The 20,063-nt window shown below is 64.3% G+C and carries 21 protein-coding genes, 1 tRNA gene and 1 pseudogene; 12 read left to right on the forward strand and 11 right to left on the reverse strand.

Annotated elements, in window-relative coordinates; translation table 11 throughout:
* Nucleotides 1-18 precede the first annotated feature (18 nt).
* Entirely contained in the window at nt 19-921 is a 903-nt protein-coding gene (locus AC5Y21_RS09440) for an STAS domain-containing protein (RefSeq protein ID WP_499911611.1), read from the reverse strand.
* 235 nt (nt 922-1,156) lie between these two features.
* Here AC5Y21_RS09440 and AC5Y21_RS09445 point away from each other — a divergent pair, with 235 nt between their 5' ends.
* The 7 genes and pseudogenes from AC5Y21_RS09445 (at nt 1,157) to AC5Y21_RS09475 (ending at nt 5,656) form a co-directional block, all read left to right on the forward strand.
* Nucleotides 1,157-1,525, forward strand: coding sequence for an STAS domain-containing protein (locus AC5Y21_RS09445; protein WP_499911612.1), 369 nt, complete (start codon nt 1,157-1,159; stop codon nt 1,523-1,525).
* Nucleotides 1,526-1,548: 23 nt separating this feature from the next.
* On the forward strand, nt 1,549-2,049 hold the full coding sequence (locus AC5Y21_RS09450; protein ID WP_499911614.1) for a DUF6328 family protein: 501 nt from the start codon (nt 1,549-1,551) through the stop codon (nt 2,047-2,049).
* Nucleotides 2,050-2,106: 57 nt separating this feature from the next.
* Nucleotides 2,107-2,382, forward strand: a complete 276-nt coding sequence (locus tag AC5Y21_RS09455) for a hypothetical protein (RefSeq protein WP_499911615.1) — start codon at nt 2,107-2,109, stop codon at nt 2,380-2,382.
* A 208-nt stretch (nt 2,383-2,590) separates the two neighbouring features.
* Nucleotides 2,591-2,892, forward strand: a pseudogene (locus AC5Y21_RS09460) (DUF4193 domain-containing protein).
* The gene (locus AC5Y21_RS09465) at nt 2,861-3,319 is read left to right on the forward strand and encodes a thiol-disulfide oxidoreductase DCC family protein (protein ID WP_499911616.1); all 459 of its coding nucleotides are present in this window, start codon (nt 2,861-2,863) and stop codon (nt 3,317-3,319) included. Before AC5Y21_RS09460 ends, AC5Y21_RS09465 begins: the two are co-directional and overlap by 32 nt.
* A gap of 82 nt (nt 3,320-3,401) precedes the next feature.
* Nucleotides 3,402-4,223: a hypothetical protein gene (locus AC5Y21_RS09470; RefSeq protein ID WP_499911618.1), complete on the forward strand. Its 822-nt coding sequence runs from the start codon at nt 3,402-3,404 to the stop codon at nt 4,221-4,223.
* Nucleotides 4,224-4,372: 149 nt separating this feature from the next.
* Nucleotides 4,373-5,656, forward strand: a complete 1,284-nt coding sequence (locus AC5Y21_RS09475) for a cytochrome P450 (RefSeq protein ID WP_499911619.1) — start codon at nt 4,373-4,375, stop codon at nt 5,654-5,656.
* A gap of 27 nt (nt 5,657-5,683) precedes the next feature.
* Here the strand turns inward: AC5Y21_RS09475 and AC5Y21_RS09480 are convergent, their stop codons facing one another.
* Nucleotides 5,684-7,165 carry a glycoside hydrolase family 183 protein gene (locus AC5Y21_RS09480; RefSeq protein WP_499911798.1) on the reverse strand — a complete coding sequence of 494 codons (1,482 nt, stop codon included), beginning with the start codon at nt 7,163-7,165 and terminating at the stop codon, nt 5,684-5,686.
* Nucleotides 7,166-7,786: 621 nt separating this feature from the next.
* Nucleotides 7,787-8,284, reverse strand: coding sequence for a phosphotransferase (locus AC5Y21_RS09485; RefSeq protein WP_499911621.1), 498 nt, complete (start codon nt 8,282-8,284; stop codon nt 7,787-7,789).
* 106 nt (nt 8,285-8,390) lie between these two features.
* On the opposite strand from AC5Y21_RS09485, the gene AC5Y21_RS09490 reads away from it, so the two are divergent.
* Nucleotides 8,391-8,783 (forward strand): hypothetical protein, encoded by a 393-nt coding sequence (locus AC5Y21_RS09490; protein WP_499911622.1) that lies wholly within the window; start codon nt 8,391-8,393, stop codon nt 8,781-8,783.
* Nucleotides 8,784-9,209: 426 nt separating this feature from the next.
* Here AC5Y21_RS09490 and AC5Y21_RS09495 read toward each other — a convergent pair.
* The 4 genes from AC5Y21_RS09495 to ponA2 form a co-directional block, all read right to left on the reverse strand.
* Nucleotides 9,210-9,283, reverse strand: a tRNA-Pro gene (locus tag AC5Y21_RS09495).
* 62 nt (nt 9,284-9,345) lie between these two features.
* On the reverse strand, nt 9,346-10,461 hold the full coding sequence (gene cds1 / locus AC5Y21_RS09500) for an L-cysteine desulfhydrase Cds1 (protein ID WP_499911624.1): 1,116 nt from the start codon (nt 10,459-10,461) through the stop codon (nt 9,346-9,348).
* Complete coding sequence (locus tag AC5Y21_RS09505) at nt 10,458-11,414, reverse strand: metallophosphoesterase (protein ID WP_499911625.1); 957 nt, start codon at nt 11,412-11,414, stop codon at nt 10,458-10,460. The genes cds1 and AC5Y21_RS09505 overlap by 4 nt, the downstream gene beginning before the upstream one ends.
* 82 nt (nt 11,415-11,496) lie before the next feature.
* A complete protein-coding gene (ponA2, locus tag AC5Y21_RS09510) occupies nt 11,497-13,923 on the reverse strand; it encodes a transglycosylase/D,D-transpeptidase PonA2 (protein WP_499911627.1) in 2,427 nt (808 codons plus the stop codon).
* A gap of 484 nt (nt 13,924-14,407) precedes the next feature.
* On the opposite strand from ponA2, the gene AC5Y21_RS09515 reads away from it, so the two are divergent.
* A complete protein-coding gene (locus AC5Y21_RS09515) occupies nt 14,408-14,758 on the forward strand; it encodes a WhiB family transcriptional regulator (protein ID WP_499911628.1) in 351 nt (116 codons plus the stop codon).
* 258 nt (nt 14,759-15,016) lie between these two features.
* On the opposite strand, the gene bagB is transcribed toward AC5Y21_RS09515, so the two are convergent.
* Together bagB and bagA are read right to left on the reverse strand one after the other, a co-directional pair.
* On the reverse strand, nt 15,017-16,177 hold the full coding sequence (bagB, locus tag AC5Y21_RS09520; protein ID WP_499911630.1) for an ATPase BagB: 1,161 nt from the start codon (nt 16,175-16,177) through the stop codon (nt 15,017-15,019).
* On the reverse strand, nt 16,174-17,196 hold the full coding sequence (gene bagA / locus AC5Y21_RS09525; RefSeq protein WP_499911631.1) for an ATPase BagA: 1,023 nt from the start codon (nt 17,194-17,196) through the stop codon (nt 16,174-16,176). Before bagA ends, bagB begins: the two co-directional genes overlap by 4 nt.
* A 104-nt stretch (nt 17,197-17,300) precedes the next feature.
* On the opposite strand from bagA, the gene sp36 reads away from it, so the two are divergent.
* Genes sp36 through AC5Y21_RS09540 form a run of 3 tightly spaced genes read left to right on the forward strand, consistent with a single transcriptional unit; the run spans nt 17,301 to nt 18,744 of the window.
* Nucleotides 17,301-17,462 carry a Sp36 family protein gene (gene sp36 / locus AC5Y21_RS09530; protein ID WP_003419736.1) on the forward strand — a complete coding sequence of 54 codons (162 nt, stop codon included), beginning with the start codon at nt 17,301-17,303 and terminating at the stop codon, nt 17,460-17,462.
* A 7-nt stretch (nt 17,463-17,469) separates the two neighbouring features.
* The gene (locus AC5Y21_RS09535; RefSeq protein WP_499911679.1) at nt 17,470-17,937 is read left to right on the forward strand and encodes a RidA family protein; all 468 of its coding nucleotides are present in this window, start codon (nt 17,470-17,472) and stop codon (nt 17,935-17,937) included.
* Between the two features lie 6 nt (nt 17,938-17,943).
* Nucleotides 17,944-18,744, forward strand: a complete 801-nt coding sequence (locus AC5Y21_RS09540; protein WP_499911680.1) for an MBL fold metallo-hydrolase — start codon at nt 17,944-17,946, stop codon at nt 18,742-18,744.
* 73 nt (nt 18,745-18,817) lie between these two features.
* On the opposite strand, the gene crp is transcribed toward AC5Y21_RS09540, so the two are convergent.
* Nucleotides 18,818-19,492 carry a cAMP-activated global transcriptional regulator CRP gene (gene crp, locus AC5Y21_RS09545; protein WP_499911681.1) on the reverse strand — a complete coding sequence of 225 codons (675 nt, stop codon included), beginning with the start codon at nt 19,490-19,492 and terminating at the stop codon, nt 18,818-18,820.
* Nucleotides 19,493-19,600: 108 nt separating this feature from the next.
* The gene (locus tag AC5Y21_RS09550) at nt 19,601-19,996 is read right to left on the reverse strand and encodes a hypothetical protein (RefSeq protein WP_499911682.1); all 396 of its coding nucleotides are present in this window, start codon (nt 19,994-19,996) and stop codon (nt 19,601-19,603) included.
* Between the last annotated feature and the right edge of the window lie 67 nt (nt 19,997-20,063).

The raw sequence follows: 20,063 nt of genomic DNA on the forward strand, positions 1-20,063 counted from the left end.
TGCTCGTGGTTGCTGCGCTTACCCGGCTACCTCGCCAGTGCGCGACACTTCGTAGCCCAGCAGGCGTTCGGCTTCCTCGATACCGCCCTGCAGGTCGCCGACGGCATTCATCTTGGACAGGTCCAACCCGATGGTCACCAGCGTCAGGGCGATTTCCGACGAGAGGCCGGTGATGATCACGTTCGCGCCCATCAACCCAGAAGCGTCGACCGTCTGCACCAAGTGGTTTGCCACCGTGGAGTCGATGGTGGGCACACCGGTGATGTCGATAACCACAACCTTTGCCCGGTTGGCCCGAATGGCACGCAGCAGCTGTTCGGTGACCTGCCGAGCGCGCTGACTGTCGAGGACGCCGATGATGGGCAGGATCAGCAGCTGCTCGCGCACCTGCAGCACCGGCGTCGACAGCTCGCGGATCGCCTCCTGCTGCTGCCGGATGATGCGCTCGCGCTCCTGCACGAAGCTGACACCCACGGTATTGGCGATACGGTTGGCCGCCGGCTCGTAGGCGTCAAGCACGCGGTTAAGCATGTCGAACTCGGTCTGGTACTTCTCGAACAGCGAGCGGGCGAGCACGTCTCGTAGCAGCAGGACGATGCCGAGCACCTCGTCCGTCTCGACTCCCCGCGGGATGATGCGTTCAGAAAGGTCGCGCGCGTAGGCCTGCAGGGCCTCGACGCTCCCGGTCTCCAGCACCTCGACGTAGTTGTCGTAGACAGCGGTCGCTTCCGAAAAGAGTTCCTCTGGCGTCATCGCGGTGAGCAATTCGGCCTCGGTGATTCTGCGTGCCCATTCCTCGCGCAGAATCGTTCGATTCCGCCGCAGGTGCTGGACCAGCTGAGGCAGCAGACCCTCGCTGGAGATGCTGACCGTTTGTGCGCCGCCGCCGGGGTTGTTGTTCTCTATCGGCGAGTCTGACATCTGGCCCTCCTAAGGCCTCCGAATGCACTCCCAGTGCACTCCGAATACGCTCCCACAGTGCACCCCCGGTGAACTCGCAAATGCGCGTCGCGCTCCGCAGGGCGCAAGTTCTATGGCGAGACTAGCCTGAACAGCCGTGCCGTAGGTATTGAGGTCTTTTTCTTCTCGCAGTTCGCGATGCGGGTTAGGCTTGCACCACACTTAGACGACTCAAGACCCGGACAAAGGATCGCCATTGTCAGCTCCTGATTCGATTACCACCTTGGTTGCGGACCACGATGGGGTGTCCGTGGTCAGCGTCAGCGGTGAAATCGATTTGGTCACCGCCCCCGCCTTGGAACAAGCCATTGGCGGGGTGGTCGCTGACGGTCCGGCCGCGCTGGTTATCGACCTTTCGGCGGTGGAATTCCTCGGCTCGGTGGGGCTGAAAATCCTGGCGGCGACCTACGAGAAACTCGGTGAGTCCGCGGAGTTCGGGGTGGTGGCACGCGGTCCTGCGACCAGAAGGCCAATTCACTTGACCGGTCTGGACAAGACCTTCCCCCTGTACCAGACGCTGGACGACGCCCTGACCGGCGTGCGAGACGGCAAGCTCCACCGCTAGCCCTGGGTATTCGGGCCGCGGTCATGGATGTCGACCATCCAGAAGACGACCAGCGCTGGGATACCCGCGAGCGCGGCGAAACCGAAAGCCAACGGCTGGATCGCAATTGGAACAGCCTGCTGCAGGAGCTGCGAGTGGTGCAGACCGGCGTGCAGCTGCTCACCGGCTTCCTCCTGACGCTGCCGTTCCAGCAACGATTCGACGTGCTCGGTGGACAGATGCGGCTGGTGTACCTGGCTACGGTGAGCTGCTCTGTGGCTGCCACGGTGTTGTTGGTCGCGCCGGTCGCCATGCACCGGTTGTTGTTCCGGCGCCATCGCCTCCAAGTGCTTGTCTCGGCGGCGCACCGGTGCGCCTACGCGGGCCTGACGCTGCTTGGTTTCGCGCTGACCGGCATGACGGTCATCATTTTCGCGGCGGTGTCGGGGCGCTATGCAGGCTTTATCGCCGGAGCGTTTGCGCTGGCCCTGTTTACCGCGTTTTGGCTGGTAGTGCCGTTGTTGCTGCGCGTCCGCGGCCGGTAGCCGCGAAGTCTGCTCCACCGGTGTCGGACTTTCGGGTGATCGGGTAGATTACCGACCATGTTGGGGGGGAAATCCGGCGCGGCGGTCCGGGTGCCGGCTGTTGTCTGGACGGTTGGTCTGGTGGCCGGCCTGTTCGCGCTGGCGAATGGGTACCTATTGTTGGCCGGCGTCACTTTGCTGGTGGCCGTGGTGGCGCCCTGGTTCGGCCTGGGCGCTGTCTTACATAGCAAACCCCGCATCGTCGACTCTCAATTGCCTTGGCAGGCGGCACATTTCGAGGAGCGTGCGCCGATAGCCAGCGGTGGATATCGGATCCGATTGCCGGCGCGCTAAGTCCCCGGGGGGCCCGCCGCTTGCACCTGTCTTGCCAGCGGATTGGCTGAGTTGTCGTCAGTTGTCGTCATCGGCCGTTGGCGCTCCAACACGTGTTGAATTTAGTGGAATTTATAGGTGTGGCCAGCGCTTCTACGGGGTATCGCCTGTGCCACGGGTCGACTACAGGCAGGTCGGTTGACCCTCCCTCAGCGAGGAAGGAACACCTATGAAGACCGCAAGCGATTACGACGCACGCCGTGTGTCTGACGTCGAGTTTGCGGACCGGTCCGTTTTACGGGAGTTGGCACCTGTTCTGCCCAGGTCGTCCCCGACGGTCGTCGACGACGACCTGAGCGATGTGCCGCTGTTCGAGCTGCCTGGCGCGGATCTGTCCGGTGAAGAGCTGACCGTGGCCGTGATTCCGGTGCGGAACGACGAGTCACGTGCTCGAGCTGCTTCCTTGTGCAGCACCGCAGCCGGTTGCGCAGCACCGCGGGTGGGCGCCAGATCTGCGCCGACTGCGCGTGAACACCGTCGGCACTTGCCGGCTGCCGCAGTAAGGCAGACTGGAGCTATGGACGGTGTCTTGGTGTTCGACGGCCGGTGTGGAATGTGCACCCGGGTATGCAATCGATTGGCCAAGTTGAATCGGACGGGTGGTCTGCGAATCGAACCGTTCCAGGCGCCGGGCATGGCTGAACGGCTCGGTTTCTCTGCTGAGGGGTCGCCGGAGTCGGCATGGTGGCTCGATGCGTCAGGCACGGTCTTCGCCGGCGCAAAGGCAATGAATGCGGCGCTTTCTGCGGCGCTCGGGACCACGCTGCCGCTGTGGATCTATCGACTCCCCGGAGTGGGCGCCGCGCAGGACGCCATCTATCGCTGGGTAGCGGCACACCGGTATCGGTTCCGCGGGGTGACGCCATTGTGCGAGGCCGAGCCGCAGCGCTGCGCATAACTGAAATCTGCAGGGGCGGCGGTATTTAATGCGCCGGCGACTACTACGGCATTGCCGCACGAGCTCCGCTAATCTTCCGCAGATGGGGGTCGGACGAATCGGCTTGCGCGCCGCAGCGATCGCGATCAGCGTCGCCGCTGTGACCGTGTCAGGCGGCTGCAGATCGGGCGGCCAGGCGCGTACCGCCGGACCTACTTCGACCAGTGTGGCTGCGCCACAACAGGTATCGCCGCCATGCCAGCGCGTCTCCATCGACAGCACGCCCAGTCTGCAAGACCAGCACATACGGTGCGTGCTGCAGATCGACACCAACCTGACCCTCGATGTGTCCGGTAACCCCGCGTGGTCGTTCACCCTGCGAAACGCAGGTGCCGTTGCTCAAGATTTCCGCGAGCCGACCGACGAGATCGGGGAAACCGGCGAGGCGCCCCTGCTGCAAGACGTCGACAACAGCGGCACGCCCGAGTTGCTGGTGATCATCGGGCGTGGCGGCACCGGTGGTGAACCTATGGCGGTGTGGCGGTTGACGGGCCAGTCTCCACGATTCGTCCGCGCCGGCACGCTGTTCGGGTTTCGGCGCTTCTACCAAACCCCTGAGGGATTCTTCGGCAATTACGCGCACTCCAGCGCCGCATCGGGAACCGTGGAGCTATATCGCTGGGTCGACGACAAGCTGGTCGACGTTGCCCTGCTTGACATGCAGGCGGCCGATATGCGACCAGACCCCTACTCAAAGCATGACTGGGTGCGCAACGGCAACGTCTTGTGCGGGCTCAACAATGAGGACTATCCAGCGGGGGCCCGCGCCGCCAGGACTGCCGCGTTGCAGGCTGCCGGGATTGACCCCGCTACCGCAGCGCAGCGGTTCTGCACCCAGTCGTGGGTCGCGTCGATCTACAAGTAAGGCCATCCGGCGAAGTTCAGAGCGCGTGCCGTGGCTGCTTGACCTCACCAGAGACGCCGTGTTGTGTCGTTAGCGTGGCACCATCCGCACTTCGCCCGACGAACGCACCGGATGCCCTGCCACGTCCGCCCGGCTTACCCGCTCCCCGCATGTTCCATGCGGCCTTCGCGGCGGCGTACGCGGTTGCGTACCTGGTCGGTGGCGAGCGCCGGATGCTCCGGTTGATCCGTCGGTATGGGCCGATAATGACGATGCCCATCCTGAGCCTGGGTGACGTTGCGATCGTGTCGGACCCGGGGCTGGTCAAGGAGGTCTTCACCGCTCCGACCGACGTTTTGCTCGGGGGCGAAGGAGTAGGACCCGCGGCGGCGATCTATGGCTCCGGATCGATGTTCGTGCAGGAAGAACCGGAACATCTTCGGCGGCGCAAACTCTTGACGCCGCCTTTGCACGGAGCAGCGCTGAACGGTTACGTGCCGATCATGGAGGATTCCACCCGCGCGGCGATGCGCAGCTGGCCGGTCGACCGTCCGTTCGAGATGCTGGAAGCTGCGCGGTCGCTGATGCTGGACGTGATCGTCAAGGTCATCTTCGGCGTCGACGATCCCGACGAGGTGCGACGCCTCGGCCGGCCCTTCGAACGTCTGCTGAATCTTGGTGTCTCTGAACAGTTGACCGTTCGGTACGCGCTGCGTCACTTCGGCACCTTGCGGGTATGGCCGCAGCGCGCCAAGGCAAATGGGGAGATTGACGACGTCGTCATGCCGCTCATCGCCCGACGGCGAAATGATCCGAGCCTGGATGAGCAACTCGACATTCTGGCGTTGCTCATGTGCGCACGTGGCGAAGACGGCGAAGGGTTGTCGGACAGCGAGATTCGCGACGACCTGATCACCCTGATGCTTGCCGGGCATGAAACCACGGCGACGACGCTGGCGTGGGTCATGGATCTGCTACTGCACCATCCCGACGCGCTGTCACGCGTGAGGTCGGAAGCTTTCAGCGGTGCGGAGGATTTCACGACCGCGGTGATCCATGAGGCTTTGCGGGTGCGGCCACCGGCGCCTTTCACCGCACGTGTGGTCGCGAAACCGTTCCGCATCGGCGGCTATTGCGTCGATCCCGGCACGCGAATTGTGGTCCACATCATCGCTATCAACCGAAACCCCGACACATACGAGTGTCCACACGAGTTCCGTCCCGAACGATTCCTCGGCGTCCGCCCGCAGACCTACGCCTGGGTTCCGTTCGGAGGCGGCGTCAAACGTTGTCTAGGGGCGAGCTTTTCGATGCGCGAGTTGGTGACCGTGCTGCACGTGCTGCTGCGCGAGGGCGAGTTCACTGCTGTCGGCGAGACGCCGGAGCGGATCGTACGACGGTCCATCATGCTTGCGCCGCGCCACGGCGCCAGAGTGCGCTTCCGGCTCGTATGAGCGTCTGCTCACGCAAGTGGGCGCAGGCTAGGGGAGCACGGTGTGCATCAACATGACGTCGTATGCCGACCACAGCGACAGGTTGAAGTAGAGGTCTTTACCGGACGACCACGGATGGATCATCGGTGCATAGATGCCGCCGGGCATCTGGAACGATGACACGAGCAATTGCTCTGGGCTCCATGGCCCTTGGGGAGCCGGCGCCGTCCTTGCCACCACATCGTTCGCGCCGTTGGTGTACAGCACCAGGTACTGCTTGAGGTAACTGTTGTATTGGCCTGACATTTCGGCCACCGGGCCCGGGATGACCGGCGTGGCCGCCCCCGGATTGGCCGGTACCCAGCGTCCCTCTCCGTCGCCGTTCCAGTATTGGTACTTCGAGAGATCGGGCGCCGCGTTCGGGGGAACCCGCGACAGATACGCCGAACCACCGCGCCCGGAAGGAGTTCCGAACGAATACAGGTAGCCGTCGGTGCCCTTCATGAACGCGCCCATCTGAAAATTCTCATTGCCCGGCACGAACTTGGATCCCGGAACATTCTCCGGCGAAGACGAGCGAATGCTCCCAGGGTAGATCCCCCAGTTCTGGCCGTTGTCGCGCGACATCGCGAGTGCCGAGAAGTTCGTCGACCATTCGCCGTCGCGACCCCATTCCCTGATGGACATGAAGTTCATGAGTTGCGTTCTGCCGAGGGAGATCCCAGCGGTGGGAATGAGTCCGGTCTCGTGTGGCGCCTTCTTCATGGTCTTGATGACCTGTCTGGAGAGACCAGATGGATATGACGGTGAGCCGGCATACTTGTCGGTGGCCGAGCCGGGTGCCACGTGGATTCCCTGCGCCAGATCGTGGTCCGAACTGCGGAACAGCACGTTGTATCGCCATTGCTGGCCGTGCACGCGGCAATAGCCGAAGGTGTCGCCGAAGGCCATCAGAACCTGGCGGTTGGCAGGATCGCCGTTGTCCCACGGGATTCCGAGGTCAGTTCCGGAGATGCCGAAACGTTCGAGCGTTTTGTTGGGGCCGTTGGGTCCCGTTATCCAGTCGACGAGTGATGTCGGAGCTCCCGCGATCGAGGCCGGCGGCTCGGCTGCCGGTTGCGGTGCGGGTTGAGGGGCCGGCTGGGGTGCCGGTTGCGGTGCGGCGTTCGGACGCAACTGGGTGGCGTTTGGGGGCGGTTGGACGCCTGGTTGGGGCGGATTGGGGCCGGGTTGGGTTCCCTCCGCTCGCGGTACGACCCCTGCTTGATTCTGCAATGGCGCGGAGTATCGAGTAGTACCCGGCTTGAGCAAAGAGGAGATCAGCGGACCGAGTTTGGGCAGCGGCGCATGGTCATTCGTATTGGAAGGCCGGCGACCAGTCGGTGGCCGGACCACTGGCGCGGGTGCCTCCACCGGCGCGGCGGTGGCGGGGGGCTCGATGTTCGCCTCGGCCGCTTCGCAAGGCGTGGCGAACGCGGGTGGCGCGACGCCGATCCCGACGATGAGCCCAATAGCTGCGGCCGACGCCATCGATACCGACACGAATCGCGGAAACGCCGACAATGTCACACCTTTCAGGGGTTAGACGCCGCATTGACGCCCGCCGTTACACATGTGACGATAGAGATCTGCGGGGCTCTTGTGACTAGTGATCCGACAAAAGGTATCCATCTGAGACCGTGTCGCGACACTTCTGTTGATCACACGGCCGACCGCGCCAGGTCGGCCCCTTCGTCGGCGCCACACACTGCTCGCGCTGAACCAGTGCATGTCGGCAGGGCTGAAAACCGCCATCCGGCAAACCGATTGGAAGTACCCGGAACGGGTATACCAGCTGAACCAGCTAATTAGACAGCGTTCAACAGAAGGGGCGCGACGTGATCATTCTCGGGATTGTTCTCCTGGTGGTCGGATATTTCACCGGCCTTGGGATTCTGTATACGATCGGCGGCATCCTCGTGCTCGTCGGTGTGATCTTGTGGATCCTGGGAGCCGTCGGGCGCCCTGTCGGAGGCCGCAGGGTCTGGTTCTAGCTGCGCGTATCGGTGGGGGGTGTTCCTGGAGTGGGGGCGCCCCTCAACCTCTGGGGCGCTGTCCCCCGTGCGGTTGTGCTGCAATGTGACCACGTCTGAGTAAAGCCTGGCTTGCTATTTAGGCGAGTTGATGCTGCAGTCTGGCGAAAGCGTCGTGGTCGCGAACGGCGGTGACAGTACGTTCCAGCACTTGTCGCATGGCGGTGTCACTTTGAAGCCGGCCGGCGAAAACGACCGTTACCGCCGTCGCAAGGTAGGCGGTGACAACCAGAAGGCGGAAATGATTCCATGCCGCGGATTCAGTAATTTCGGGTCCGCCACCGCGGCGCACTGTCTCGACATAGTCATGCACGAGGTCACGTTCGATAGACCGACGCACATCTGGTTCTAGCGAGCTGGCGGCGAAGTAGGCGAGGTCTTTGAGGGCTGGACCCTGTTGGGCCATCTGCCAATCGAATAGCGTTACGTCGTCGCCCTGAAACCCTACGTTGCCGCGATGGGTATCGCCGTGTAGCAACGACTGCGGCAGGGAATGCCACAGTGCGGCCACCTCGTATCGGCGGCGATGCAAGGATGAGGGCATCTCGACGAAAGTCCGCATCCACCACGTCGTCATAGCGGCGCGGCACTCTGACCATCAATGCGCTTGAATACACGCCGAACCATTGCGAGGGGCTACCGACCGAAGACAGTCGCTGTAGGTCGGTTGCAAATCTAGTCGATTGCCAAAACTTTCGGTGGACGCCGCCGAGCGCGCGGGCCATTATCGCGGCCTCGTCTGCTGTGCATGGGACGCCAGCGTCAGCAAAACGGGTTCCCCGTGCGGCGAGGTCTTCGAGCACCACGACCGAACGACCACTGTGAGCGTCCCAACGAGCGCCATACACAGTCGGCGTGCAGTCGGCGATCTCGGTCGCTACCGTCCGGTAAAAGATGGCTTCGGTCTCGCCGAGCCCGTACACGTTGTTGAAGATTCGCTCAATCGGTTGCGCCGGGGTGGTCTTGACGAAAACGGTTGCTGGCAGGTCATCACCGGTGATCGTAAGCCGCGCTCTGGTCGCTGTGCCGTGGTCCTCGTCGCAGACGGCGACATGGTCGACTTTGCTTCCGACTAGCTCCGACAGCCAGACCGGACTGATGTCACTCGGAGTTCGCGGAACGGTACCAGCGTGTCGACGCCGGCCAACAGTGCGAGCCGTTTCACCGATGATGCGACCGGCAAACTCGCGGCGGGTCGCATGAGTACGGCTCACGAGCGAAATAGTAGCGCCAGAGCTGGCAACTAAACCCAAATTTCGGCTAGCGCGCGATACACGGTCGCACGGCTAACGCAAAGCGCCGCCGCAATAGTCGGTGCCGATTCGTCGCTCACGTACATCCGCTGGGCAAGCGTGTTAACGCCGTCCAGACGATGTTGGGACCCATGTCAGCGGCGCTGCTTTTGGGATACCAATGCGGACTTGTTTCCTGACGACCTTGAGGCTGTTGCGGACGCTTTGGACGCTGCGGTGTTGGCGGTGCGTGCTGCGGACGGAAATGTGTCGGGGTGGCGGGATTCGAACCCACGGCCTCTTCGTCCCGAACGAAGCGCGCTACCAAGCTGCGCCACACCCCGCTTGAAGCCACGACAGCCTATCGCACCCGCCCGTCGACTGACCAAACCGCAGGACGCGGCATTCAAGTCCAGCGGCAGGAACGCTCAAATTCCACCAGCACCTCGGCGTAGCCGCTCGGGTCGAGTCCCTGCGCGGTCACCCACTCGTCGCTGAAATAGGTGTCGGTGTAGCGGTCGCCGCTGTCGGCGAGCAAGGTGACCACTGAGCCACTACGTCCTTCGGCGACCATCTCGGCGAGCAGGCCGAACGCTCCCCACAGATTGGTTCCCGTCGACGGACCCACACGGCGGCCCAGGACGGCGCTGACGTGACGAGCGGCGGCGATCGACGCCGCGTCCGGCACCGCGACCATGCGATCGACCACGTCAGGCAGAAACGACGGCTCGACCCGCGGCCGGCCGATGCCCTCGATTCGCGACGACGCGGGCATCACGATGTCGTACCGCTCTTGCGCGTACGCGGGGAAGAACGCGGAGTTCTCCGGGTCTACGACGCACAACCGGGTGGCGTGGCGCCGGTAACGGATGTAGCGGCCGATCGTCGCGCTGGTTCCGCCGGTGCCCGCGCCCACCACGATCCAGTCCGGGATGGGATGCGTCTCGTCGCGCATTTGCGCGTAGATCGACTCGGCGATGTTGTTGTTGCCGCGCCAGTCGGTGGCGCGCTCGGCGTTGGTGAACTGGTCCAGGTAGTGTCCGCCGGTGTCCTTGGCGACCCGGGCCGCTTCGGCGTAGACCTCGCCCGAGTTCTGCACGAAATGGCAACGGCCACCTTGTGCTTCGATCAGCGCGACCTTGGCGGTACTGGTGGCCGCGGGCATCACGGCGACAAACGGCAGACCCAGCAGCGCGGCGAAATAGGCCTCGGACACCGCGGTGGAACCAGACGACGCCTCGACCACTGTCGTGCCCTCGCCGATCCAGCCGTTGCACAGCGCGTAGAGGAACAACGAGCGCGCCAATCGGTGTTTGAGGCTGCCGGTGATATGCGTTGTCTCGTCTTTGAGGTAGAGCTCGACGTGAACACCGAGCTGGTCGGCCGACCAGGCCGACGGCAGCGGATACCGCAGTAGGTGCGTGTCGGCGCTGCGACGGGCGTCGGCCTCGATCAGCCGGATCGCGTTGTCGGTCCAGTTCCGCGGCAGGCTGCGCACCGCGATCTGGGTCCGATCGGTCAACGCACCGATGCTGTTGGCTGCGAGCGGCTCAGGTAGCTGTCGGAATCCCGGTCGCCCATCGGGGTAGCGATCAACGTCAGCAAGGTTGCCTCCGGCCGGCAGCAGAATCGCACCGGCGCAAACGGCGAGGTGCCTATTCCAGCCGACACATGCAGCAGCATGTTCTCACCCCATTGCGACGGCCCCTTGGCCCGCGATCGGTCTAGGCCGCAATTGGTCACCAGAGCCCCGTAGAAGGGCAGGCACAGCTGGCCGCCATGGGTGTGGCCGGCCATCACCAGTTGGTAGCCGTCTGCGGCGAAGCGGTCCAGCACCCGAGGTTCCGGTGAGTGCGTCAGCCCCAGTCGCAGGCTTGCGGCCGGGCTCGCCGGACCCGCGATCGCGTCGTAGCGGTCCCGGTCGATATGCGGGTCGTCCACGCCCGCCGCGGCGATGTGCAGGCCGGCCACCTCGAACTCGCGACGAGTGTGGGTCAGGTCGAGCCAGCCGCGCTCAGTGAAAGCCGCCCGCAGGTCCTGCCAGGGCAGCGGCTCACCGCGGACCCGGTGGCCGGGGTTGGTCAGGTAGTTCAGCGGATTCTTCAGCCGCGGCCCGAAGTAGTCGTTGCTGCCGAAGACGAACACGCCCGGCCGCGACAGCAGGTCGCCCAGCGTCTGGACAACCGCGGGCACCGCCTTGGGGTGGGCCAGGTTGTCGCCGGTGTTGACCACCAGATCGGGCTCCCAGGCGGCCAGCTCGCGCAACCAGGCCTGTTTGCGGCGCTGGTTGGGCAGCATGTGCAGATCACTGATATGCAGCACCCGCAGCGGGGTCGAGCCTGGCGACAGCACGGGCATGGTCAACTCACGCAGGACGAACGCGTTGCGCTCGACAATCGAGGCATATCCGATCCCGGCGACGGTCGAGCCGAGCGCGACGGCACCGGTGCGTAACAGCACGGGCAAAACAGGCATGTAGGCAGCCTACTGCCGGTCGCCGACTAGAAACGCATGTCTTGCGACACAACGGCCGTTAAAAGGGCTTTTGTGCGAAGTGCTATGGCGGCGGCGGCGCGGCAGGCGGCGGCGGAGCCAGTAGCGGGATGGTGATCGGCGGCAGCCCCGGAATCTCCACTACCTGGGATCCGATCGGAGTCGGTCCGCCCTCCGGCGGTGGAGGCGGCGCGGGCGGGATGCCGTTGCTGATTTGGATTGTGATGATCGAGCCTGGAATCGTCTGGCCACTGGGCGACGTCCCGACGACCTCGCCGTACTTTGCGGAGCTGTTGATCGATGCCGTTTCGTTGGCTACCTGAAAACCCGCTTCCTTGAGGCGCTGGCGCGCCAGCTCGACCTCGAGTCCGGCGACGCTGGGCACACGGGAACCCGGTGAGCCCTCGACGTAGCGGGGATCGGTCGGCGGTAGCTTCACTTCGCCGAACATGGTGGCGATCGGTTTCATTGCGGTGAACCACGTGCGGGCCGGCTCGTTGCCGCCGTACAAGTCGCCTTCGGCGCAATGGCGCAGGGGGGCCGAACACAGATCCGTCGGTGAGGTCGAGTCGTCGTAGATGTAGTTGGCCGCCGCGTAGTGGCTGGTGAAGCCCACGAAGCCGGAGGACCGGTGCGCTTCGGTGGTGCCGGTCTTGCCCGACATCGGCAGGTCCCACCCGGCCGCGCCGGCCGAACCCGCGGCGGTGCCCGAACCCGTCGCGTCTTTGCTCATCGCGTTGGCCAGCGTGTTGGCCAATCCCTCGGGCACGACTTGATCGCAGGTCTCAGTGGTCACCGCGACCTGATTGCCGTTGCGATCGATCAACTTGTCGATCGGGTTGGGTGGGCACCACACGCCCCCGGACGCCAGGGTCGCCGCGACATTCGACAGCTCCAGCGCGTTGAGTTCAATCGGGCCGAGCGTGAACGAACCGATGTTCTGCCGTTTGACGAAGTCGGCCAGGCTCTCGTTGCTATCGGGGTTGTAGTCGCGGGCGGTGCCGGGGTTGGCGTAGGACCGCATGCCGAGCTTGATGGCCATGTCCACCGTCCGCGTCACCCCTACCTGCTGGATCAGCTTGGCGAACGCGGTGTTGGGTGAGGTGGCCAGCGCGTCCGTGACATTCATCGACCCGCGGTAGTTGCCGGCGTTGATCACACACCAGGTGTCCTTGGGGCATCCCTTGGCACCGCCGCTGCCCATGCCTTTGGCCTGGAATCGGCCCGGCACGTCGAGCGTGGCGTTGATGCCCATACCCATGTCGAGCGCTGCGGCGGTGGTGAAGATCTTGAAGACGGACCCGGCGCCGTCGCCGACCAGGGAGAACGGCTGCGGTCGCATCGTTTCGCCAGCGTCGATGTCCAGGCCGTAGGTGCGGTTGCTGGCCATCGCCAGGACGTGGTGGGAATCCTTACCAGGCTTGATCACGCTCATCACGCTGGATATGCCCGGCAAGGTCGGGCTGGCGAACTTGTCGATAGCCGCTTTGACCGGGGTCTGCACCTCCGGGTCAAGCGTGGTCATGATCTTGTAGCCGCCCCTGGCCAGCTGCTCCTTGCTGATTCCGGCGCGAGACAAATACTCCTGGACGTAGTCGCAGAAGAACGCGCGGTCGCGGGCCGCAATGCAGCCGCGGGGCAGTTCCTTGGGCTGCGGCAGAATGCCCAGCGGTTGGGCCTTCGCGGCGCGCAGTGCGTCGGCCTCCGCGGGCAGGTTCTCGATCATGGTGTCCAGAACCAGGTTCCGCCGGGCCAGGGCCCCTTCCGGGTTGACGTATGGATTGAGTGTGCTGGTCGACTGGACCATGCCCGCCAGCAGCGCCGCCTGCTGCCAGTTCAAGTCTGATGCGTTGATACCGAAGTAGGTCTGCGCCGCGTCCTGCACACCGAACGAGTTGTTGCCGAACGACACCAGGTTCAGGTACTTGGTCAGGATCTCCGGCTTGGTGAAGGTCTTGTCCAGCGTCAGCGCCATCCGGATCTCCCGCAGCTTGCGGGCCGGCGTGGTCTCGACGGCGGCGCGCTTTTCCGCATCCGTCTGTGCGGTGACCAGCAGTTGGTAGTTCTTGATGTACTGCTGCTCGATCGTCGAACCACCACGAGTTTCCAGGTCGCCGGAGGCATAGCCGGCCAGCCCGGTAAGCGTGCCTTTCCAGTCCACGCCATTGTGTTCGGCGAACCGCTTGTCCTCGATGGAAACGATCGCCAGCTTCATGGTGTTGGCGATTTTGTCGGTGGACACCTCGAACCGGCGTTGCGAGTACAGCCACGCGATGGTGTTGCCTTTCGAGTCGAGCATCGTCGACACCGCGGGCACCGCCCCCTCGACAAGCTGGGCCGAGCCGTTGGCGACCACCTCAGAGGCGCGATTGGACATCAGGCCCAGTCCGCCGGCCACCGGAAACATCAGCGCTGTGGCGACCACGCCGGCCAGCAGGCAGCAGCCCGCAAGCTTCAGCAGCGTCAGCGCGGCCGGGGGACGATCGGACATGGGTCTACAGTAGCCACCCGCGGTGACGGCGCCATGTCCTCAGGCTTACAAACGCCTTTTAGAGGCCTTCTAGAGGCCTTCTAGAGGCCTTACGAGCGGCCTGCCAGAGGCCTACGAGAGTCATACCGAAGGTCTACCGAGAGCCTACGAGAGGCCTACCAAATGTCTACCAATCGGCCTGCGTACTTAGCGGAGGCGGTGCCGCGGGGGTTAGTGGCAGCAGGTACGCTTTTTCACAAGTGCGACTGTTCAAAATCCGGTCCGGATTGGCGACTGTCGCATGAACCCCTCCTAAACGCCAGACGGCACGCTCGTCCCAAAAAAACCGTTATCAGACTGTTGCGCAATTGACCCCTGACCACCTAACTTAGACACACGGTGAGATGTAGGTAACACCGCGGTGCACAGTGTGGCGTAGATCGCAGCAGGGTCTGCACCCGGGAGGGGCGGCCGCAATTGGCGGCCGGAAGGAAGGGAAAGGCTCGTGTCAGTTACACGCCCTGGAGCGCGCAGGACAAACTTGTCGGCCGCGACCACAACGCTTCGTGCCGTTGAGGCGGAAGAACGAATTGCCTGGGTTTCCAAGGCGTTGTGCCGGACAACGGATCCCGACGAATTGTTCGTTCGGGGGGCCGCCCAACGTAAGGCCGCTGTGATTTGCCGTCACTGCCCGGTCATGGAGGAATGCGGCGCAGACGCGCTGGACAATAAGGTCGAGTTCGGCGTGTGGGGTGGCATGACCGAGCGGCAGCGCAGGGCTTTGCTCAAGCAACACCCAGAGGTGGTGTCGTGGGCCGACTTCTTCGACAAGCGGCGGAGCCGCAGCGTTTGCTAGATCGTCGTCCATCTGGCCACTAGGGGCCTCGACTCGCCGCTTTTGGCGCTCCCCATTGCATTTCTGTTACAGCGTGGTCGTCCGACGATCTAATTTGCTTGTGCGCGAAAGCATCTGGCCTCAGCGCGAGAGCGGGATTTCTAGTTAACGGGTCGTGGCCCGGCCCGCATCGTCGCCGACCGGGCTCGATGGGCCGGCTCCTCAGCGGGCCGTTGCCCGGCCCGCATCGTCGCCGACCGGGCTCGATGGGCCGGCTCCTCAGCGGGCCGTTGCCCGGCCCGCATCGTCGCCGACCGAAGTGATCTGGTCGGCGAGGGCCCGCAGCGCCTCGAGGTCAGAAACGTCGAATGGCAGCGACGGAACCCCGACGACCGGCACGTGCGGATTGGCACCAGTGAATCGGGACAGCAGCCGGATCTCCCGCTTGGCGGTTTGGCCGCGGTCGGCGTGGATCCGCAGCACCGCAGCGGTCAGCGAGGCGGCGCTCGAATCGGAGCCGTCGGTCTCCAACGTCTCGGTGGCGTCGATCGCCCGCTCGACCGGCAACGAACACAATGTCGGATGCGTGCGGTTCAAGACGAGCCCGGCGAGCGGCATCCCTTCCTGAGACAGCCGGTCGACGAAGAAGGACGCCTCGCGCAGCGCGTCGGGCTCGGCCGCTGACACCACGACGAACTGGGTACCGCGCCGCTTCAGCAGTGCGTAGGTGCGATCGGCCTTCTCGCGGAAGCCGCCGAAGGTGGCGTCCAGCGATTGCACGAACGCGGCAGCATCGCCCAGCATCTGGGAACCGAGCACCGTCGACATGGCCTTCATGGCCAATCCCATTGCACCGGTGACCAATCGCCCGATGCCCCGGCCAGGTGCCAGTAGCAGCCGCCACAGGCGGCTATCCATGAAGCTGCCCAATCGTTTTGGCGCGTCCAGGAAGTCCAGCGCGTTGCGCGACGGAGGTGTGTCCACCACCACCAGGTCCCAACGGTCCTGAGCCAACAGCTGACCCAGCTTCTCCATAGCCATGTACTCTTGCGTGCCGGCAAGAGAAGTAGCGACGGTCTGGTAGAACTGGTTGTCCAGAATCGCCTGTGCCCGTTCGGATCCGGAGTATTGGACCACCATTTCGTCGAAGGTGCGCCGCATGTCGAGCATCATCGCGTGTAGCTGGCCGGGGACTTCCGGCGCTAACGGCACGCGTTGCGGAGTATTGCCAAGGTCGTTGACCCCCAACGCTTGCGCTAAACGCTTGGCCGGGTCGATCGTCAAAACGACCACTGTGCGCCCGTATTCGGCGGCACGCAACGCCATCGCAGCCGCGGTGGTGGTCTTGCCGACACCGCCTGCGCCGCAGCACACCACTACCCGGTTGGAGGTGTCGGCCAGAATTTTGGCCATGTCGAGGGTTTTTGGCGTGGTGGTCATCGAACCCCCTGCTGCGCGAGTGATTCCGAGAGTTCGTAGAGGCTGCCGAGGTCGACGCCGTCGGAGATGGTCGGTAGTTCCAGCCGCGGTACGTGCAACGCATCCAGCTGCTGAGCGTTGTCCGCGCGCGCGGCGATCCGGGTGGCATGCTCGATCGTCTCGGTCAGCAGACCGGCGAAATCGTCGTCGGCAAGGGTGATCCCGGCCGTCGCCAAACCGGCCCGCACCGAGTCCGCGTCGACGTCTCCCTCAGCCGCCTTGGCCAACGCGGCGGGCTCGAGGTACGCCGGAATGTTGCGGTTGACGATCACACTGCCGATCGGCAATTCCATTCCCGCCAGCTCCTCGATGGCTTCCAAGGTTTCCTGCACCGGCAGCGCTTCCAGCAGGGTAACTAGGTGAATCGCGGTCTGATCGGAGTGCAGCAACTTGACCACACCTTCGGCTTGCGAATGCACCGGACCGCCCTTGGCCAGATCGGATACGGCCTTGGTGACGTCCAGGAAACGCGCGATGCGCCCAGTCGGCGGCGCGTCGACGACGATCGCGTCATAGATCGGCAGCCGGTTCTTGTCGACGCGTATCACCGACTCCTTAATCTTGCCGGTGAGCAACACGTCGCGCAGGCCGGGTGCGATCGTCGTCGCGAACTCGATCGCACCAATCCGGCGCATCGCCCGGCCAGCGATGCCCAGGTTGTAAAACATGTCGAGGTATTCCAGAAACGCGGCCTCGATGTCGATCGCCAGGGCGTTGACCTGGCCGCCGCGTTCTGCAGTGGCGATCTTGAGCTCCTGGTAGGGCAGCGGCGGAACATCGAAGAGTTGCGCGATCCCCTGGCGCCCTTCGACTTCAACGAGCAAAACTTTGCGGCCGCCCGCGGCCAGAGTGAGGGCCAGCGCAGCCGCGATCGTCGACTTTCCGGTGCCGCCTTTGCCGGTCACAAAGTGCAAGCGGACCTTCGACAAGCGCGCCGGCCACCCTAAGGAATGACTGCCGCCAGATGTGTTTGCCACCATCGCATGCTAGCCCGACCCGCCGGGAGGGCCCCAAGGGCCGAGCTGGCTCTGCCCGGCTACCGGGCTGGCCGGAGCTGGACATGATCGACCGATAAGCTCGCGTCATGACCCAACCGACCGCGTGGGAGTACGCCACGGTTCCGCTGCTCACGCACGCAACCAAACAGATCCTCGACCAGTGGGGCGCCGACGGCTGGGAGCTGGTAGCGGTGCTGCCCGGGCCCACTGGCGAGCAGCATGTCGCGTATCTAAAGCGCCCGAAGTAGCGGCCCGATGACTTCCGGAGCTTCCTGGCAGGCCCGTCTCGGGCAACTTGGTGTCGCGCTGCCGCAGGTGGCGACACCGCTGGCGGCCTATGTCCCGGCGGTGCGCAGTGGCAACCTGGTCTACACGGCCGGCCAACTGCCGTTCGACTCCGGAAAGCTGGCCCGTACCGGCAAGGTCGGCGCGAATATCACTCCCGAAGAGGGCAAAGCGATGGCGCGAATATGCGTGCTCAACGCATTGGCCGCTGTAGATGCGCTGGTCGGTGTTGACGCGGTCACGCAGGTGGTCAAGGTCGTCGGATTCGTCGCGTCGGCTCCGGGGTTCAATGGCCAGCCAAGCGTGGTCAACGGCGCCTCCGACCTGCTTGCGGAGGTGTTCGGCGATCGGGGTGCGCATGCACGCTCGGCGGTGGGCGTGGCCGAGTTGCCACTGGACGCACCGGTGGAAATCGAGTTGATCGTGGAGGTCAGCTAAGGCCTTATGTCCGCGTCAGCCGTGCCTGCTGAGTCGCTCACGCACCCCGCATACGGCAGGCTGCGTGCCGTCACCGACAGCGCGTCGGTGCTGTTGGCCGATAACCCGGGACTGATGACGCTGGAGGGGACCAACACCTGGGTCCTCCGCGGCCCGCGCAGCGACGAGTTGGTCATCGTGGATCCAGGTCCGGACGACGACGCACACATCCCCCGGATCGCCGCGCTGGGCCGGATTGCGCTGGTGCTGATCAGCCATCGGCACGGCGACCACACCGACGGGATCGACAAGCTCGTCGAGCTGACTGGCGCACCGGTGCGCGCCGCAGATCCCAAGTTCCTGCGTGGCGACGGCGTTACGCTGACCGACCGCGAGGTGATCGACGCGGCCGGGTTGAAGATCACCGTGCTGGCCACCCCAGGCCACACCGCCGACTCTTTGTCTTTCGTTCTGGACGATGCCGTGCTGACCGCCGACAGCGTGCTGGGCCGCGGCACCACCGTCTTCGACAAGGAAGACGGCGACCTGCGTGACTACCTGGAGTCACTGCAGCGGCTGCGCGGTCTGGGCAAGCGGACGGTGTTGCCCGGCCACGGGCCGGACCTGCCCGCGCTGGACGCCGTCACTTCTGGTTATTTGATGCACCGCGAGGAACGTCTACAGCAGGTGCGGGCGGCGTTGCTGGAACTCGGCGACGACGCCAGTGTCCGCCAGGTCGTCGAACACGTTTATATCGACGTCGACGAGAAGCTGTGGGATGCCGCCGAGTGGTCGGTCGAGGTGCAGCTGAACTATCTGCGCTCCTAGACGCGCTTACCTCGCTCGGTGCTGGATGCTCGCTCGGTTGCTGCCCTGTTTTGAGGCGCGCATAGCGCGCCGCTTACCTCGCTCGGCGGGCTAGGCGCTCGGAGTCCGAGATGAGCACACTCTTGCCCTCCAGGCGGATCCACCCGCGGTGGGCGAAGTCGGCGAGCGCCTTGTTCACGGTCTCCCGGGAGGCACCCACCAGTTGGGCGATCTCCTCCTGAGTGAGGTCATGCGTAACCCGCATCGCGCCACCCTCCTGGGTGCCGAAACGCTGGGCAAGTTGCAGCAGTTGCTTGGCCACCCGCCCGGGCACATCCGTGAAGATCAGGTCGGCCAAGTTGTTGTTCGTGCGTCGCAGCCGCCGGGCGAGCACCCGCAGCAGCTGCTCAGCGATCTCCGGGCGATCCGCGATCCATGCCCGCAGCGCGTCACGGTCCATCGACACCGCACGCACCTCGGTGATCGTGGTCGCGCTGGACGTGCGCGGTCCGGGGTCGAAGATCGACAATTCGCCGAACATGTCCGACGGGCCCATGATGGTCAACAGATTCTCCCGGCCGTCGGGCGAGCGGCGGCCGATCTTGACCTTCCCCGCGATGATGATGTACAGCCGGTCGCCGGGCTCCCCCTCGGCGAAAACCGTATGTCCACGCGGGAAGTCGACGGGTTGCAGTTGTTTGGTCAGTGCGGCGACTGCGCTGGGCTCAACCCCTTGGAAGATCCCTGCCCTTGCCAAGACCTCGTCCACGTTGCCTCTTCTAGCCCTTTCAGGTTCTAACGAATTAGATTCGGGCAGCCCGACCTGTTACGAGTGACACGCGCTTAAAGGTAGGCCAATCGGTTCGACGTGCCAACGCTACACACGATTGACGTCCCGAGTCTCCCTAAATTGCGGATTAATCCGGGAATGGGCATGTATGCGCGTCGGCAGGCCGGACTCACCCAGGCTGCCGAAATCGCCGGCAAAGAACAACGCGTCGTGCTGTGGCCCGGACAGGGCGACCTGGGTCAGTGATTCGGCGAGTCGCTGGACCTGGCGCCGGTGCAGATGATCCAGCGCCTCCGGCATGCCCTCGCGGGCCAGTGTGTGGACGTCCACGGCCTCGGCGTGCTCGAGAAATTCGTCGACATCGGTCGCTGTGACGGTATTGGTGGACAGCTCCTTTTCCAGCCGCCCGAGCCCGAGCGTCGCCAACATCAGCAACCCCGGAACGCAGGCCACCAGCAACCACGACACACAGAGAGTAAACATGGCCAAGGTCTCAGCGAGATTACGAAATCAGTACTCTGTCGTAGGTGACAGCGGCAAAGTCGTCGGG

The sequence above is a fragment of the Mycobacterium sp. NGS41 genome (assembly GCF_059812725.1).